This window comes from Actinomadura viridis (assembly GCF_015751755.1).
In the GTDB taxonomy this organism is placed as follows: domain Bacteria; phylum Actinomycetota; class Actinomycetes; order Streptosporangiales; family Streptosporangiaceae; genus Spirillospora; species Spirillospora viridis.
Genome location: NZ_JADOUA010000001.1, coordinates 1,020,729 through 1,034,791 on the forward strand (window position 1 = coordinate 1,020,729; position 14,063 = coordinate 1,034,791).

Consider the following 14,063-nt stretch of genomic DNA (forward strand, 5'->3'; position numbering starts at 1 on the left):
GGAGCCGCGGAGAGGTCCTGCCGGCGCCGCACGCGGGGGGGACTCCAGGTAGGTCCAGCTTATTGGAGGTCCTGTAGAGTAGCGCGGACCCGAGCGCGGGCCCCGGCCGATGGAACCGGTGGCGCTTCCGGAGGTGTTCATGCGGCGACCGGCCGGATTGATCCTGGTCTGCCTGGGCGCTTTCTTCCTGACCCTCGCGCCCCTGGTCAGGTTCTACGTGGCCGACCGGGTCGTGCTGGCGCCGCTGAACCGCTACCAGGTCACCCGGCTCAAGGCCGAGAAGGCCACCTACTTCGACGCCGCCACCCTCAAGACGAGGAAGGGCGTGTCGCTGGAGGCCACCAACACCGTGCGCGGCGACGTGCGGGCCAACGGGGGCGACGACCGGATCGCGGTCTGGGACTCCTCGACCAACATCGTCGACACGGCGAACCCCGACAAGCCGATCCAGATCCAGGGCTACCGGATGGCCTTCGACCGGCGCACCTCCGTGCTGGTCAACTGCTGCGGCAGCAACGCCGACGGCGACACCAAGGTGCGGATGACGGGATACGGGCTGCTCTTCCCGCTGGCGAACGTGCGGCGGCGCGACTACCCCTTCTACGACATGACCACCCGGCAGTCCGTCCCGATGCGCTACCAGGGCGAGGAGAGGGTCCGGGGGATGCGGGCGTACCGCTTCGTCCAGAAGGTCCCCAACACCAAGACCGCGGCCCTCGACACCAAGGTGCCGGGGCGCATGCTCGGCCTGGGCGCCCGGAGCCGCGACCAGAAGGTGGACCGCTATTCCGAGGCCACCATCACGGTGTGGGTCGACCCCCGTACGGGGATCCCGGTCAAGCACCGCCAGACCATCCACAGCACCGTCCGGACCCCTGACGGCCGGGGCAGGATGACGGTCGCCAAGGCCGACCTGGTCACGGTGGAGGCGTCCCAGAAGGCGCTGGTCGCGATGGCGGACGCCAGCGCGCTGAAGATCGGCGCGGTGCGCACGTACGTCCCGGTGGGTTCCGCGGGCCTGGGGCTGTTCCTGCTCCTGACCGGCGCGATCACGGGCCTGGGCGGGGGCCGCCGGCGCGGCGAGCCGGCCCCGCGCCGTTCCGACGGCAGGTTCGGCGACCCGTCGGCGAGCGCCCCGCCCGCGCAGGCGCGCTGACCGTACCCGCCGTCCCGCGGCCTGGCCCGCCCCTGCTCACCCGTTCACCTGATACGTGTTCTATCTGTCCGCGCCCCTACTCCGAGGACATCGAGGATCGGTAAGTAGAACCTGTTGCAGTTTGGGGTCGGGCCGCCTAGGGTCGAGTCGTGCGGACACGAGTCACCGAACTATTCGGCATCGAGTACCCGATCTTCGCGTTCAGTCACTGCCGCGACGTGGTCGCCGCGGTGAGCCGCGCCGGCGGCATGGGCGTCCTCGGCGCCCTGTACTTCACCCCCGAGGAGCTCGAACTCGAGCTCAAGTGGATCGACGAGCACGTCGGCGGGCGCCCGTACGGCGTCGACGTGGTGATGCCCGCCAAGTACGAGGGCGCGGACCTCGGCGACGCGGGCGACCTGGTGGCCAGGCTCCAGGGGATGATCCCGGAGGGGCACAAGCGGTTCCTGGAGGAGCTGCTGGCCGAGCACGGCGTCGAGCCGCTCGGCGAGGAGGGCGCGGGCAAGGTCCTGCTCGGCTGGACCGACGCCACCGCCCGCCCGCAGGTCGAGGTGGCCCTCAAGCACCCCATCGCCCTGCTGGCCAACGCGCTCGGCCCGCCGCCCGCCGACGTCGTCGCGCAGGCCCACGAGCACGGCGTCAAGGTCGCGGGCCTGGCGTCCAACGCCCGGCACGCCCGCAAGCAGGTCGAGGTCGGCGTGGACATCATCGTCGCGCAGGGCACCGAGGCCGGCGGCCACACCGGCGACGTCTCCACGATGGTGCTGATCCCCGAGGTCGTGGACGCGGTCGGCGCGGACACCATGGTCCTGGCCGCCGGCGGCATCGGCCGCGGCCGGCAGATGGCGGCGGGCATGGCGCTCGGCGCCGACGGCGTCTGGACCGGCTCGGTCTGGCTCACCGTCGACGAGGCCGACACCCCCGAGAAGGCGCGGGCCAAGCTGCTGGAGGCCACCTCCCGCGACACCGTCCGCTCGCGTTCCTGGACCGGGAAGCCCGCCCGCCTCCTGAAGACCGCCTGGACCGACGCGTGGGAGAGCGAGCGCTCGCCCGGCACCCTGCCGATGCCGATGCAGTTCATGCTGATCTCCGACGCCCTGCGCCGGATCGGCCGGTCCGGGGACGGGGAGCTGACCACCTTCCCGGTCGGCCAGATCGTCGGCTCCATGAACCAGGTCAAGCCGGCCGCCCAGGTCGTCTACGACCTCATCGAGGAGTACGTGGAGGCGCTCGACCGCCTCAACGCCATCACCGGCGCCGACTGACCCGCCGTCTCCCCGCGTTCCCGGGACCGGTGCCCTCCACCCCGGAGACCCGGTCCCGGGAACGCGAAGCCTAGAAGCGCGTCAGCCAGGACAGGACGCGTGCCATCAGGTAGTAGACCGCCGCGGCGATCGACCAGTTCAGGTAGAGCCCGTGCTCGGGGTTCGGCCGGGGGAAGGCGTCGTGGAACGGGGTCGCCAGCCAGCGCCCGGTGTCCAGCGTCGCGTCCACCAGGGCGTTGCCGGGATTAGCGTCGCCCCAGGTGAGAAGCATGCCCAGCCCCAGGATCACCGCCGCCGCCCAGCCCGCGGCCAGGATCATCGCGCTGATCGGGTTGTGCCTGCTGCGCCGCCACCGGGACGGCCGGCGCTCGACGACGGTACGCCCCGGCGCCTCGCCCGCCGCCGTCCTGCGCACGGGCCAGACGCGCCGGGTCCGTTCGGTCGTGCCGTCCGCGTGGGCGGCGTGCCCACGCCGCCGGAAGATGGATACGGCCATCGCCTCGTCACTCTCCTTCGCGGAACGTTCAGGCACTCGTATGCCGCGACCGGGCGAAGCAAAACGACACACCTAATTTCGGACATCCGAAAAGAGGGGATTCTCCTTCCGTTCGAACATGAGTTCGCGGGATTCGCGAAATCCCCCTCACTTGGCGTAGCGGGGACGCTAGGGTCAATACCCGGTGTGTCGGTCCGATCACTGTGAGGTGCACGATGTCAGCGACCGCTCGGCGTTTGGCCTCCCCAGAATCCGACGACTCTTTCCCTATGCTGGAAGGGGCGCGACAGAGGGGATGTGGCATGGCCGCTGACACGGAGCACGATCCACGGTGCGCTGAGGAACGGGCTCTCCTCGAAGGCTTCCTGGAGCTGGACACGCCGCAGGGCTATCGGGCGGAGTTCATCGAAGGAGAGATCGTCGTGTCCCCACCCCCCATTGGAGATCACGAGTATGCCTTCTCCATCATCACCACACAGGTGATCAGGAAGGCCGGTGTCGATATGGACATCTCCGGCCACAAGGGGCTGGAGCTGGCTCGCGGTAAGCGGTGTACGTCCAACTTCGTGATCCCGGACGGGGTCTTCGCCCCCTCGGAGCTCAAGATCTTCCGCGGCGCCGAATCGTGGATGCCACCCGACGGCGTGGCCATGGTCTTCGAAGTGACCTCCGGCAAGCCCGATCGCGACAGGAAGGTCAAGCGGTACTGCTACGCCAAGGCCGGCATCCCGCTCTACCTGCTCGTCGACCGGACGGAACGGACGGTGTCGCTCTTCAGCGAGCCCGATCCGCCGGAAGAGGACTACCTCGAGGACGTGCGTGTGATCTTCGGCAAGCCCATCGAGCTGCCCGACCCGTTCGGGTTCTCGCTGGAGACGGCCGACTTCCACTGATCCGCCGTGGACCGGGTAAACCCGATTGCGCGCCCGTGCCCCGCTGCCCCATCCTTGCGGGCATGGTGATCAGGGAGGCGACGCCCGACGACTGGCCCGGAATGTGGTCGTTCATGGAGGGCATCGTGCGCGCGGGCGAGACGTTCTCATGGGATCGCGACACCACCGCCGACATGGCCCGGGTGATGTGGTTCCCCGAGCCGCCGGGCCGTACGTTCGTCGCGGTGGACGACGGCGGCACGATCCTCGGCACCGCCAACAGCGTCCGCAACCACAGCGGTGGCGCCTCGCACATCTCCAGCGCCAGCTTCATGGTCGACCCCGCCCACGCGGGACGGGGAGTGGGCCGGGCGCTGGGCGAGCACGTCCTTGAGCAGGCCCGCCGTGACGGCTTCCGCGCGATGCAGTTCAACGCCGTCGTGGAGACCAACACCCGTGCGGTGGCGCTGTGGAGGTCACTCGGCTTCGAGGTGATGACCACCCTCCCCGAAGGCTTCCACCACCCCGTCCACGGCTACGTCGGCCTGCACATCATGTACCAGCGCCTCTGAGGTGCCGGTGCCCGGGCCGTTCGGCCCGGGACGTTCAGCCCGGGCCCGGCAAACCCGGACCGGGCAAGCCCGGGACCTGCCGGCCCGGACCTGGTCGACGCGGCCGATCAGCATCGGTCCGCGGTCACAGCCCGCGGGCATGCACTCCGGGCCCGGCTGATCACTTGCCTTCGAAGGCGGCGGGGCGCTTCTCCTTGAAGGCCCGGGAGCCCTCCTTGGCGTCCTCGGAGCCGATCACGGGCCAGCCGATCTCGTCGGAGATCTTCAGCGCGTCCTCTTCGGAGAGGTGCTCGGTCTCGCGGTAGGTGCGCAGGATGGCCTGGACGGCGAGGGGGCCGCAGGCGGAGATCTGGCCGGCCAGCTCACGGGCGGCGGCGAGGGCCTGGCCGGACGGGACGATCTTGTTGATGAGGCCCATGGCGAGGGCCTCCTCGGGGGTCACCGAACGGGCCGTGAGCAGGATGTCCATCGCGTGGGCGTAGCCGATCTGGCGGGGGAGCCGGATCGCGGAGCCGCCCATGGGGAAGAGGCCGCGCTTGGCCTCGTACAGGCCCAGGGTGGCGTCCTCGGCGACGACCCGCAGGTCGGTGCCCACCAGAAGCTCGGTGCCGCCGGCGACGGCGTAGCCCTCGATGGCGCAGATGAGCGGCTTGGTGGGGCGGGCCTCGCGCAGCAGGCCCTTCCAGTGGAAGTTCGGGACCTTCGCCATCCGCTCCTTGACCGCGGGGTCGGACGGGGGCGTGCCCATGGCCTTGAGGTCGGCGCCCGCGCAGAACTGGCCGTCGGCGCCGGTGAGGATGCCCACCCGTACCTCGGGCGTCTCGGACATGTAGGCCCACGCCTCGGCCATGCCGATCAGCATCGCGGAGCTGAGCGCGTTGCGCGCCTCCGGGCGGTTCAGCGTGACGATGACCACGTGGCCATCCCGTTCGACGGTGCAGTGCTCGGTGCTGATGGGCAGCCGCTCGGCCATCGTTCCTCCGCTCAACCGGTGTGAAACAAGAACAGATTCTAGTGACGTGGGTTGCCCGTCAACAGGTCTTGCCGAAGAAAACGAGAACGTGATCTACTTTGTCGCCCCGGCACCTGCGGGTGCACCGCGATCACCGAGGAGAACCGATGGGGTCGTTGGGTTTTTGGCGGCTGGCGCAGGGCGATCCCGCATGGGTCGCCGCCGTCGACCCGGACGGGACCGAGTACACGGCGGGCGAGCTGCTGGCCCGCTCCAACCGGCTGGTCCACGGGCTGCGCGAGCTGGGCCTGGAACGCGGCGACGGCATCTGCGGGCTCGTCCCGAACGGCGTGGACGGCCTGGTGCTCTACCTGACCGCGCTCCAGGCCGGCTGGTACTACACGCCGGTCAACTGGCACCTGACCGGCCCGGAGATCGGCTACATCGTGGCCGACAGCGAGGCCAAGGCGTTCTTCGTGCACGAGCGGTACGCGGCGGAGGGCGTACGGGGCGCCGAGGAGTCGGGCATCGAGGAGCGGCGCCGCTTCGCCTTCGGGGACGTCGAGGGCTTCCGGCCGCACACCGACCTGACGGACGGGCGGCCGGACACGCCGCCGGACGACCGCAGCAACGGCGCCACCATGCACTACACGTCCGGCACCACCGGACGGCCCAAGGGCGTGCGGCGGAGGCTGGCCGGGATCGACCCGGACGACAGCGCCGAGCTGATGACGTTCCTGCTGTCGCTGTTCGGGATGAAGCCCGGCCGGCCGGCCGGCGGGGAGCCGCAGGCGCACCTGGTGACCTCGCCGAACTACCACACCGCCGTCACCCAGTTCGGCGGCTCGGCGCTGCACATGGGCCACACGCTCGTCTACATGGACCGGTGGGAGGCCGAGGACTGCCTGCGGGTGATCGAGCGGTACTCGATCACCAACACCCACATGGTGCCGACCCACTTCAAGCGGCTGCTGTCCCTGCCGGAGGAGACGCGCACGCGGTACGACGTGTCGTCGATGAGGTGGGCCATCCACGCCGCCGCGCCCTGCCCCGTCCCGATCAAGCAGCGGATGCTCGACTGGTGGGGCGACTGCATCTGGGAGTACTACGCGGCCACCGAGGGCGGCGGGACGATCGCGAGCCCGCAGGAGTGGCGCGAGCATCCCGGCACGGTCGGCAAGGCCTGGCCGATCAGCGAGCTGCTGATCGTCGACGACGACGGGAACGAGGTCCCGGCGGGCGAGCCCGGCACGATCTACATGAAGATGGCCGGCACCGAGTTCGAGTACAAGGGCGACCGGGAGAAGACCGAGAAGAACCGGCTCAAGGGCTTCTTCACCGTCGGTGACATCGGCTACCTGACCGGGGACGGCTTCCTGTTCCTGTCCGACCGCAAGGCCGACATGATCATCTCGGGCGGGGCCAACATCTACCCGGCCGAGATCGAGAACGAGATCGTCCTGCATCCCAAGGTCGCGGACGTGGCCGTCTTCGGCATCCCGGACGAGGAGTGGGGCGAGCAGATCAAAGCGGTGGTGGAGCCCGCCGCGGGTGTGGCCCCCGGGCCCGAGCTGGCCGCCGAGATCCTCGGCGCGCTGGAGGGCCGGCTGGCCCGGATGAAGTGGCCCCGGTCGATCGACTTCATCGAGGTCATGCCGCGCGAGCCCAACGGAAAGCTCCTCAAACGCAAGCTGCGCGACCTGTACTGGAAGGACCACGAGCGTGCGATCTGAGTCCCGGGTGACGGGAGGAGGGCGATGAGCGAGGCGCCCAATCATGTCCTGGAGTTCCCCGGCGGCTACACGCGGTCGGTGGGCCCGGTCATCGGCCGGTTCCTGACCGAGCTGCGCGACGGCCGGCTGGTCGGGGTGCGGACGGCGGGCGGGAGGGTGCTGGTCCCGCCGACCGAATACGACCCGGCGGACGGCGAGCCGGTCACCGGCGAGTTCGTCGAGGTCGGGCCGGGCGGCACCGTGCAGACCTGGTCGTGGGTGTCCCGGCCGCGCGCGGTGCACCCGCTGGACCGGCCGTTCGCCTGGGCGCTCATCCGCCCGGACGGCGCGGACACGGCGCTGCTGCACGCGCTCGACCTGGGCCCCTTCGAGACCGGCGCGGCCCCGCCGCGGTTCCTCAAGACCGGGATGCGGGTGCGGCCGAAGTGGCGGGCCGAACGGACCGGCGCGATCGGCGACATCGAGTGCTTCCGGCCCGAGGTCACGATGATCAACGCGCCGACCCGGCTGGAGTACCGCCTTCAGGGCGGGCGGGCGCTGGACCGGTTCCTGGAGGGGATCTCCCAGGGGAGGATCCTCGGGCACCGCTGCGAGGTGTGCGGCCAGGTCATCGTGCCGATGAAGGGGCTGTGCCCGCGCGACGGCGTCCCCACCACCGAGGAGGTGGAGCTGCCCGGCACCGGCACGGTCACCACCTTCGCGGTCAACAACCTGCCCGATCCGCGCGCCCCCGAGGTGCCGTTCGTGTCGGCCTACATCCTGCTGGACGGCGCGGGCCTGCCGATGCTCGCGCTGGTCGCGGGCATCCCGGCGGACCAGGTCCGGATGGGCATGCGGGTGAAGGCCGCCTGGAGGCCGCGGGAGGAGTGGGTCGCGAGCATGGCCAACATCAAGTGGTTCGAGCCCCTGGACGAGCCCGACGTCCCCTTCGAGGCGATCAAGGATTTCGTATGAGCGCCCCCCTCAGCACCGACATCGCGGTCGTCGCGTTCGTGCAGACGGAGCACACCGCCGAGGCCGCCGGGGCGTCGGAGGTCGAGCTGCTCGCCCCGGTCATCACCGAGATCAAGGAACGGACCGGGCTGAACCGGTTCGGGTTCACCTGCTCGGGGTCCAACGACTACCTGGCCGGGGCGCCGTTCTCGTTCGTGTCCGCGCTGGACACGGTGGGCGCGTGGCCGCCGATCTCCGAGAGCCATGTGGAGATGGACGCGGCCTGGGCGCTGTACGAGGCGTGGGTGAAGCTGCGGCACGGCGAGATCGACACGGCGCTGGTGTACGGGTTCGGCAAGTCCTCCCAGGGCGTGCTGCCCGAGATCATGACCCAGCAGCTCGACCCGTACTACCTGGCCCCGCTGGGGGTGGACCAGGTGTCGCTGGCCGCCCTGCAGGCCCGCGCGTACCTGGAGCGGTCGGGGGCCAAGGAGGACGACCTGCGCGCGGTCGCGGCGCGGTCCCGGCGGGCCGGCCGGGACAACCCGTTCGCCCTGCACCTGCCCGATCCTGGGGACGAGGGCTACGACGTCGCGCCGCTGCGCCCGTACGACGTCGCGCCGATCACCGACGGGGCCGCCGCGGTCGTGCTGGCCCGCGGTGACCGGGCGCGGGAGCTGTGCGAGCGGCCCGCGTGGATCCGGGGCATCGACCACCGCAGCGAGGCGCACTCGCCGGGCGTGCGCGACCTCAGCCGGTCCGAGGCCGCCCGGCTGGCCGGGGAACGGGCCGGTGCCGCGGGCGTCGAGGTCGCCGAGCTGCACGCGCAGTTCAGCCACGAGGAGCTGATCCTGCGGGAGGCGCTCGGGCTGGGCGAGGACGTCGCGGTCAACCCGTCCGGCGGGCCGCTGTCGGCCAACCCCGTGATGTCCGCCGGACTGATCAGGATCGGCGAGGCCGCCGCCCGGATCCACGACGGCTCGGCCGCCCGGACGCTCGGCCACGCCACCTCCGGACCGTGCCTCCAGCAGAACCTCGTCTGCGTCCTCTCGGGAGATGACCATGGGTAACCCGTGCGCGATCATCGGCGTGGGTCAGACGGCCTACAAGACCAGGCGGCTGGACGTGTCGATGGCCGGGCTGCTGCGCGAGGCGGCCGTCCGCGCCCTGGAGGACGCGGAGCTGACCTGGAACGACATCGACGCGGTGGTGATCGGCAAGGCGCCCGACCTGTTCGAGGGCGTGATGATGCCGGAGGCGTACCTGGCCGACGCGCTGGGCGCCACCGGAAAGCCGATCATGCGGGTGCACACCGCCGGGTCGGTGGGCGGCTCGACCGCGAACGTGGCGGCGAGCCTGATCCAGAGCGGCGTGCACGACCGGGTGCTGACCCTGGCCTGGGAGAAGCAGTCGGAGTCCAACGCGACCTGGGCGCTGACGGTCAACTCGCCGTTCTCGACGTCGCTGGTGGTGGGGGCGGGCGGCTACTTCGCCCCGCACATCCGGGCGTACATGCGCAGGTCCGGCGCCCCCGACCACATCGGGACGCTGGTCGCGGTGAAGGACCGGCAGAACGCGCTGAAGAACCCCTACGCGCACCTGAAGATCCCCGGCATCTCCCGCGAGATGGTCGAGTCGACCCCGATGCTGTGGGAGCCGATCCGCTACCTGGAGACCTGCCCGTCCTCCGACGGCGCCTGCGCGATGGTGCTGGCCTCCGAGGACGCGGCGCGCAAGGCCCCCGGCAGGCCCGCCTGGGTGCACGGCACCGCGATGCGCTCGGAGCCGATCTTCTTCGCCGGGCGCGACACCGTGAACCCGCAGGGCGGCAAGGACTGCGCCGCCGACGTCTACCGGCAGGCCGGGATCTCCGACCCGCGCCGGGAGCTGGACTGCGCCGAGGTGTACGTGCCGTTCTCCTGGTACGAGCCGATGTGGCTGGAGAACCTGGGGTTCTGCGGTGAGGGCGAGGGGTGGAAGCTCACCGAGGCGGGCGCGACCGCGCTGGACGGCGACATCCCGTGGAACCCCTCGGGGGGCGTGCTGTCGTCCAATCCGATCGGCGCCTCCGGCATGATCCGGTTCGCCGAGGCGGCGCTGCAGGTACGCGGGCGGGCCGGGGACCACCAGGTGGACGGCGCCCGCCGCGCGCTCGGCCACGCCTACGGGGGCGGCGCGCAGTTCTTCGCGATGTGGATCGTCGGCTCAGACAAGCCCTAAGCCCCCCGCCTTCCCACCCCCCGGAGGCCGTCCGATGGAGTTCAACCACGCCGATCTCTTCGAGGGAATCGCCGACGCGATAGGGGACCGCGTGGCGGTCGTCTGCGACGGCCGGCGGCTCACCTACGCCGAACTCGACGCGCAGGCCAACCGGCTCGCGCACCATCTGCGGTCGGCCGGGGTGGAGCCCGGCCGGCACGTGGCGGTCCAGCTCTACAACGGCGTCGAGTACGCCGTCACGCTGCTGGCCGCCCTGAAGATCAGGGCCGTTCCGATCAACGTCAACTACCGGTACGTGGAGAACGAGCTGCTCTACGTCTACCGGGACTCCGACAGCGTGGCACTCCTGTACGACGTGGAGTTCGACGAGCGTGTGGCGGCGACCGTCCCGGAAGTGCCCGGCATCCGGCATCTGATCGCGGTCGGCGGCCCGTCCGCCGTCCCGGGCGCGGTCCGCTACGAGGAGGCCCTGGAGGGGCGGCCCGCCACCCGCGGCTTCCCGGACCGTTCCGCCGACGACACCTACATCGTCTACACCGGCGGGACGACGGGCATGCCCAAGGGCGTCATGTGGGGCCTCAAGGACATGCTGTTCGCGTTCTGGAACCCGTCGCTGCCCCGTCCCGAGGCGCCGGAGGACGTGGTCGGGATGGCCCGCGACGCCGGGCCGATGGTGATGATGCCGGTGGCGCCGCTCATGCACGGCGCGGCGCAGATGGCGACCTGGATCGCCTGGTTCATGGGCGCGACCGTGGTGTACGCGCGCCGGTTCGACGCCGCGGCGGTGTGGCGGGCGATCGAGCGGGAGAAGGTCAACTCCCTGACCATCACGGGCGACGCGATGGCGATCCCCATGGTGGAGGAGCTGGAGCGCGCGTCGTCCGCTACGCCCTACGACCTGTCCTCACTGTTCGCCTACGTCTCGACCGGCGCCATCCTGACGGGCACCGTGCGCGAGCGCCTGGCCAAGGCGATGCCGAACGTCATCATCATGGACCGGTTCGGCTCCACCGAGTCCGGCTCGACCGCCGAGGCGGTGGCGGGCTCCACGCCGGAGAAGGGCCTGCGGTTCGCGCCCGACGTCGACAACGTCACCGTCCTGGACGAGGCGCTGCGGCCGGTCCTGCCGGGGTCGGGCGTCATCGGCCAGGTCGCCCGTACCGGCTTCATCGCGCGCGGCTACTACAACGACCCGGAGAAGACGGCGCGCACGTTCCCGGAGGTGGACGGCCGGCGCTGGCTGCTCACCGGCGACATCGCGACGGTCGAGGCGGACGGCAGCATCGCGGTGTACGGCCGCGGCTCGCAGGCCATCAACACCGGCGGCGAGAAGGTCTTCCCGGAGGAGGTCGAGGCCGTCCTCAAGGGGCATCCGGGGGTGTTCGACGCGGTCGTCACCGGCATCCCGGACGAGCGCTTCGGCCAGCGCGTGGCCGCCGTCGTCCAGCCGTCCGGGAAGCCCCCGTCCCCGGAGGACCTGGACGCCCACTGCCGCAAGAACCTCTCGGGCTACAAGGTGCCGCGGGCGTACGCGTTCGTGGCCGAGATGAAGCGTTCCCCGGCCGGTAAGGCCGACTACCGCTGGGCGAAGCAGGTCGCCACGGAGGCGGCCGGCTGACGGCCCGTTCCCCGTTCCGGCTCCGCCGCCCTCTCCACCGGGCGGCGGAGACGATCGGCGCCGCGTGCGCGTTGGTCCATGGGAGAGAGGGGGCCGGGAGCGGCCGGGTATGCCACGGCCGATCAAGCTCCCCCCCGGGAACGTGGAGAACGAGGTGGATGCGTGTCGACCCCGGAACGCGATCGGGCGGTGGCGGAACTGCGGGAGGCGATGCAGCGCAGCACGCTCTACACGGTGCTGCTGCACCACACCACCGCGAGCAAGGCGGGGCTGAACGTCACCGACGCGCAGTGCATCAACGCCCTGAGCCTGGACGGGCCGCAGACGCCCGGCCGGCTGGCGCAGCTGATGGGGATCACCACCGGAGGGGCGATCACCGCCGTCATCGACCGGCTGGAGAAGGCGGGCTATGTCAGGCGCCGCCGCGATCCCGACGACCGGCGGCGGGTGATCGTGGAGCTGGTGCCGGAGAACGCGGCGCGCGTCGCGCGCTACTTCGAGCCGATCGCGCGGGCGTTCGGCGAGCAGATGGCCGGATTCTCCGACGCGCAGCTGCGCACGCTGACCGACTACATCGACCGCAGCAACCGGGAGATGCCCGGCGTGATCGAGCGGGTCCGGCGGATGCCGTAGCGGGTCCGCCGCCCGATCAGGCCCGGCCGAACCGGGCTCCCCATTCGTGGACCCGGTCGCGCAGCTCGGGCGGGTCCAGGACGCGGAAGCCGGCGCCGAGCCCGCCCAGCACCATGATCGGCCAGTCCAGGGAGTCGGCGGTCATGCGGAGGCGGCAGCGGCCCGCGCCGGCCTCCTCGGCCGTGCCCCACCGGCCGATCCGTTCGCGCACGGCCGCGGCCGGAGCGTCCACCAGGACCTCCACCCGGTACGCGCGGGGCTGCTCGTCCAGCCCGGCGCGGACGAACGCGGCGGCGTCGGCGGCGGGCAGGTCGCGGGGCCGGAACCGGGTGCCGTCGCCCCGCGGCGCGGTGATCCGGTCGACCCTGAAGCTGCGCCAGTCGTGCCGGGTGAGGTCGTAGGCGACCAGGTACCAGCGGCGGCCGAGGCACACCAGCCGGTGCGGCTCGGTGTGCCGGTCGCTCTCCCGGCCATCGGAGCGGGTATGGCGGAAGCGCAGCCGCTCGCCGTCCCGGCAGGCCATCGCGACCGTGGTGAGCACGGCCGGGTCGACGCCCGCACCCGCGGGCCCGTCCCAGCTCGCGGGGACGGTCATCGTCCGCAGCGCCTCGACCCGGCGCCGCAGCCTGGCCGGCATCACCCGCACCACCTTGGCCAGCACCCGCACCGAAGGCTCGGCGATGCCCTCCACCGCCCCCTGCGTGGCCGCGTGCAGGCCCACGGCCAGGGCGACCGCCTCCTCGTCGTCGATCACCAGCGGCGGCATCGCCGCGCCCGAGGCGAGCCGGTAACCGCCGTCGACGCCGCGCCGCGCCTCGACCGGGTAGCCCAGCTCGCGCAGCCGGTCGATGTCCCGGCGCAGGGTGCGGGCCGAGACCCCCAGCCGTTCGGCCAGCTCGGTGCCCGGCCAGTACGTGCGGGCCTGGAACAACGACAGCAACCGCAGCGTCCGGGAACTCGTGCTCGCCATGGCGGCGATTCTTCCCGCTTTCAGGTCAGAAAGTGGCCGCTATCGTGCCTAACGTGGGCCTTGACCTTACGGAACAGGAACAACGGAAGGCCGAGACCATGAGCGAGACCGCGACCGTCACCGATACGGCCGTCACCGGCGAGCACGCCGACCTGCTGGCGACGCTGGCCAAGCAGCGGCACTTCCTGCGCTTCACCGTCCGCGACCTCACCGACGAGGAGGCGGGGCGGCGGACCACAGCCAGCGAGCTGTGCCTGGGCGGCCTGATCAAGCACGTGACCGCGTCCGAACGGAACTGGGTGGGCTTCATCCTGGACGGCCCGTCGGCGATGCGCGACTTCGACGCCATGACCGAGGCCGACTGGGCACGGCGCGCCGACGAGTTCCGGATGCTGCCCACCGACACGCTGGCCGGCATCCTGGACGACTACGCCGAGGTGGCCCGCCGGACCGACGAAGTGATCGCCGCCCTGCCCGATCTGGACGCCGCCCGGCCGCTGCCGAAGGCCCCGTGGTTCGAGTCCGGCGCGCAATGGTCGGCCCGCCGGGCGCTGATGCACATCATCGCCGAGACCGCCCAGCACGCCGGCCACGCCGACATCATCCGCGAGTCCCTGGACGGCGCCAAGAGCATGGGCTGACC

14 protein-coding genes are annotated in these 14,063 nt (G+C 71.4%); 11 read left to right on the forward strand and 3 right to left on the reverse strand.

Annotated elements, in window-relative coordinates:
- The first annotated feature begins 139 nt into the window (after positions 1-139).
- Both pgfA and IW256_RS04455 read left to right on the forward strand, forming a co-directional pair.
- Entirely contained in the window at positions 140-1,156 is a 1,017-nt protein-coding gene (gene pgfA / locus IW256_RS04450) for a cell envelope lipid trafficking protein PgfA (protein WP_197009726.1), read from the forward strand.
- A gap of 149 nt (positions 1,157-1,305) precedes the next feature.
- Complete coding sequence (locus tag IW256_RS04455) at positions 1,306-2,421, forward strand: NAD(P)H-dependent flavin oxidoreductase (RefSeq protein WP_197009727.1); 1,116 nt, start codon at positions 1,306-1,308, stop codon at positions 2,419-2,421.
- A gap of 70 nt (positions 2,422-2,491) precedes the next feature.
- Here IW256_RS04455 and IW256_RS04460 read toward each other — a convergent pair whose 3' ends face one another.
- Positions 2,492-2,917: a hypothetical protein gene (locus tag IW256_RS04460; RefSeq protein WP_197009728.1), complete on the reverse strand. Its 426-nt coding sequence runs from the start codon at positions 2,915-2,917 to the stop codon at positions 2,492-2,494.
- Between the two features lie 302 nt (positions 2,918-3,219).
- On the opposite strand from IW256_RS04460, the gene IW256_RS04465 reads away from it, so the two are divergent.
- Both IW256_RS04465 and IW256_RS04470 read left to right on the forward strand, forming a co-directional pair.
- Positions 3,220-3,810 carry a Uma2 family endonuclease gene (locus IW256_RS04465; protein ID WP_197009729.1) on the forward strand — a complete coding sequence of 197 codons (591 nt, stop codon included), beginning with the start codon at positions 3,220-3,222 and terminating at the stop codon, positions 3,808-3,810.
- Between the two features lie 62 nt (positions 3,811-3,872).
- The gene (locus IW256_RS04470) at positions 3,873-4,361 is read left to right on the forward strand and encodes a GNAT family N-acetyltransferase (RefSeq protein ID WP_197009730.1); all 489 of its coding nucleotides are present in this window, start codon (positions 3,873-3,875) and stop codon (positions 4,359-4,361) included.
- Positions 4,362-4,521: 160 nt separating this feature from the next.
- Here the strand turns inward: IW256_RS04470 and IW256_RS04475 are convergent, their stop codons facing one another.
- Positions 4,522-5,334: a crotonase/enoyl-CoA hydratase family protein gene (locus tag IW256_RS04475; protein ID WP_197009731.1), complete on the reverse strand. Its 813-nt coding sequence runs from the start codon at positions 5,332-5,334 to the stop codon at positions 4,522-4,524.
- A 146-nt stretch (positions 5,335-5,480) separates the two neighbouring features.
- On the opposite strand from IW256_RS04475, the gene IW256_RS04480 reads away from it, so the two are divergent.
- The 6 genes from IW256_RS04480 to IW256_RS04505 all read left to right on the forward strand — a co-directional run bounded on the left by IW256_RS04480 (position 5,481) and on the right by IW256_RS04505 (position 12,450).
- The gene (locus tag IW256_RS04480) at positions 5,481-7,046 is read left to right on the forward strand and encodes an acyl-CoA synthetase (RefSeq protein ID WP_197009732.1); all 1,566 of its coding nucleotides are present in this window, start codon (positions 5,481-5,483) and stop codon (positions 7,044-7,046) included.
- Positions 7,047-7,070: 24 nt separating this feature from the next.
- Positions 7,071-8,000 carry a Zn-ribbon domain-containing OB-fold protein gene (locus IW256_RS04485; protein WP_197009733.1) on the forward strand — a complete coding sequence of 310 codons (930 nt, stop codon included), beginning with the start codon at positions 7,071-7,073 and terminating at the stop codon, positions 7,998-8,000.
- A complete protein-coding gene (locus tag IW256_RS04490; RefSeq protein ID WP_197009734.1) occupies positions 7,997-9,049 on the forward strand; it encodes a thiolase domain-containing protein in 1,053 nt (350 codons plus the stop codon). The genes IW256_RS04485 and IW256_RS04490 overlap by 4 nt, the downstream gene beginning before the upstream one ends.
- Positions 9,042-10,199: a thiolase domain-containing protein gene (locus IW256_RS04495; RefSeq protein ID WP_197016097.1), complete on the forward strand. Its 1,158-nt coding sequence runs from the start codon at positions 9,042-9,044 to the stop codon at positions 10,197-10,199. The genes IW256_RS04490 and IW256_RS04495 overlap by 8 nt, the downstream gene beginning before the upstream one ends.
- Before the next feature lie 34 nt (positions 10,200-10,233).
- Positions 10,234-11,817 carry an acyl-CoA synthetase gene (locus IW256_RS04500; RefSeq protein WP_197009735.1) on the forward strand — a complete coding sequence of 528 codons (1,584 nt, stop codon included), beginning with the start codon at positions 10,234-10,236 and terminating at the stop codon, positions 11,815-11,817.
- A gap of 162 nt (positions 11,818-11,979) precedes the next feature.
- The gene (locus tag IW256_RS04505; protein ID WP_197009736.1) at positions 11,980-12,450 is read left to right on the forward strand and encodes a MarR family winged helix-turn-helix transcriptional regulator; all 471 of its coding nucleotides are present in this window, start codon (positions 11,980-11,982) and stop codon (positions 12,448-12,450) included.
- Between the two features lie 16 nt (positions 12,451-12,466).
- Here the strand turns inward: IW256_RS04505 and IW256_RS04510 are convergent, their stop codons facing one another.
- Positions 12,467-13,420, reverse strand: coding sequence for a helix-turn-helix transcriptional regulator (locus IW256_RS04510; protein ID WP_197009737.1), 954 nt, complete (start codon positions 13,418-13,420; stop codon positions 12,467-12,469).
- A gap of 98 nt (positions 13,421-13,518) precedes the next feature.
- On the opposite strand from IW256_RS04510, the gene IW256_RS04515 reads away from it, so the two are divergent.
- Complete coding sequence (locus tag IW256_RS04515; protein WP_197009738.1) at positions 13,519-14,061, forward strand: DinB family protein; 543 nt, start codon at positions 13,519-13,521, stop codon at positions 14,059-14,061.
- The last annotated feature ends 2 nt before the right edge of the window (positions 14,062-14,063 follow it).

Bases quoted from the DNA above. Each gene is read 5' to 3' on its own strand.
- IW256_RS04470 (WP_197009730.1), top strand. From the start codon at position 3,873: ATGGTGATCAGGGAGGCGACGCCCGACGACTGGCCCGGAATGTGGTCG.
- pgfA (WP_197009726.1), top strand. From the start codon at position 140: ATGCGGCGACCGGCCGGATTGATCCTGGTCTGCCTGGGCGCTTTCTTC.
- IW256_RS04510 (WP_197009737.1), bottom strand. From the start codon at position 13,420: ATGGCGAGCACGAGTTCCCGGACGCTGCGGTTGCTGTCGTTGTTCCAG.
- IW256_RS04500 (WP_197009735.1), top strand. From the start codon at position 10,234: ATGGAGTTCAACCACGCCGATCTCTTCGAGGGAATCGCCGACGCGATA.
- IW256_RS04515 (WP_197009738.1), top strand. From the start codon at position 13,519: ATGAGCGAGACCGCGACCGTCACCGATACGGCCGTCACCGGCGAGCAC.
- IW256_RS04495 (WP_197016097.1), top strand. From the start codon at position 9,042: ATGGGTAACCCGTGCGCGATCATCGGCGTGGGTCAGACGGCCTACAAG.
- IW256_RS04465 (WP_197009729.1), top strand. From the start codon at position 3,220: ATGGCCGCTGACACGGAGCACGATCCACGGTGCGCTGAGGAACGGGCT.
- IW256_RS04485 (WP_197009733.1), top strand. From the start codon at position 7,071: ATGAGCGAGGCGCCCAATCATGTCCTGGAGTTCCCCGGCGGCTACACG.
- IW256_RS04480 (WP_197009732.1), top strand. From the start codon at position 5,481: ATGGGGTCGTTGGGTTTTTGGCGGCTGGCGCAGGGCGATCCCGCATGG.
- IW256_RS04475 (WP_197009731.1), bottom strand. From the start codon at position 5,334: ATGGCCGAGCGGCTGCCCATCAGCACCGAGCACTGCACCGTCGAACGG.
- IW256_RS04490 (WP_197009734.1), top strand. From the start codon at position 7,997: ATGAGCGCCCCCCTCAGCACCGACATCGCGGTCGTCGCGTTCGTGCAG.
- IW256_RS04460 (WP_197009728.1), bottom strand. From the start codon at position 2,917: ATGGCCGTATCCATCTTCCGGCGGCGTGGGCACGCCGCCCACGCGGAC.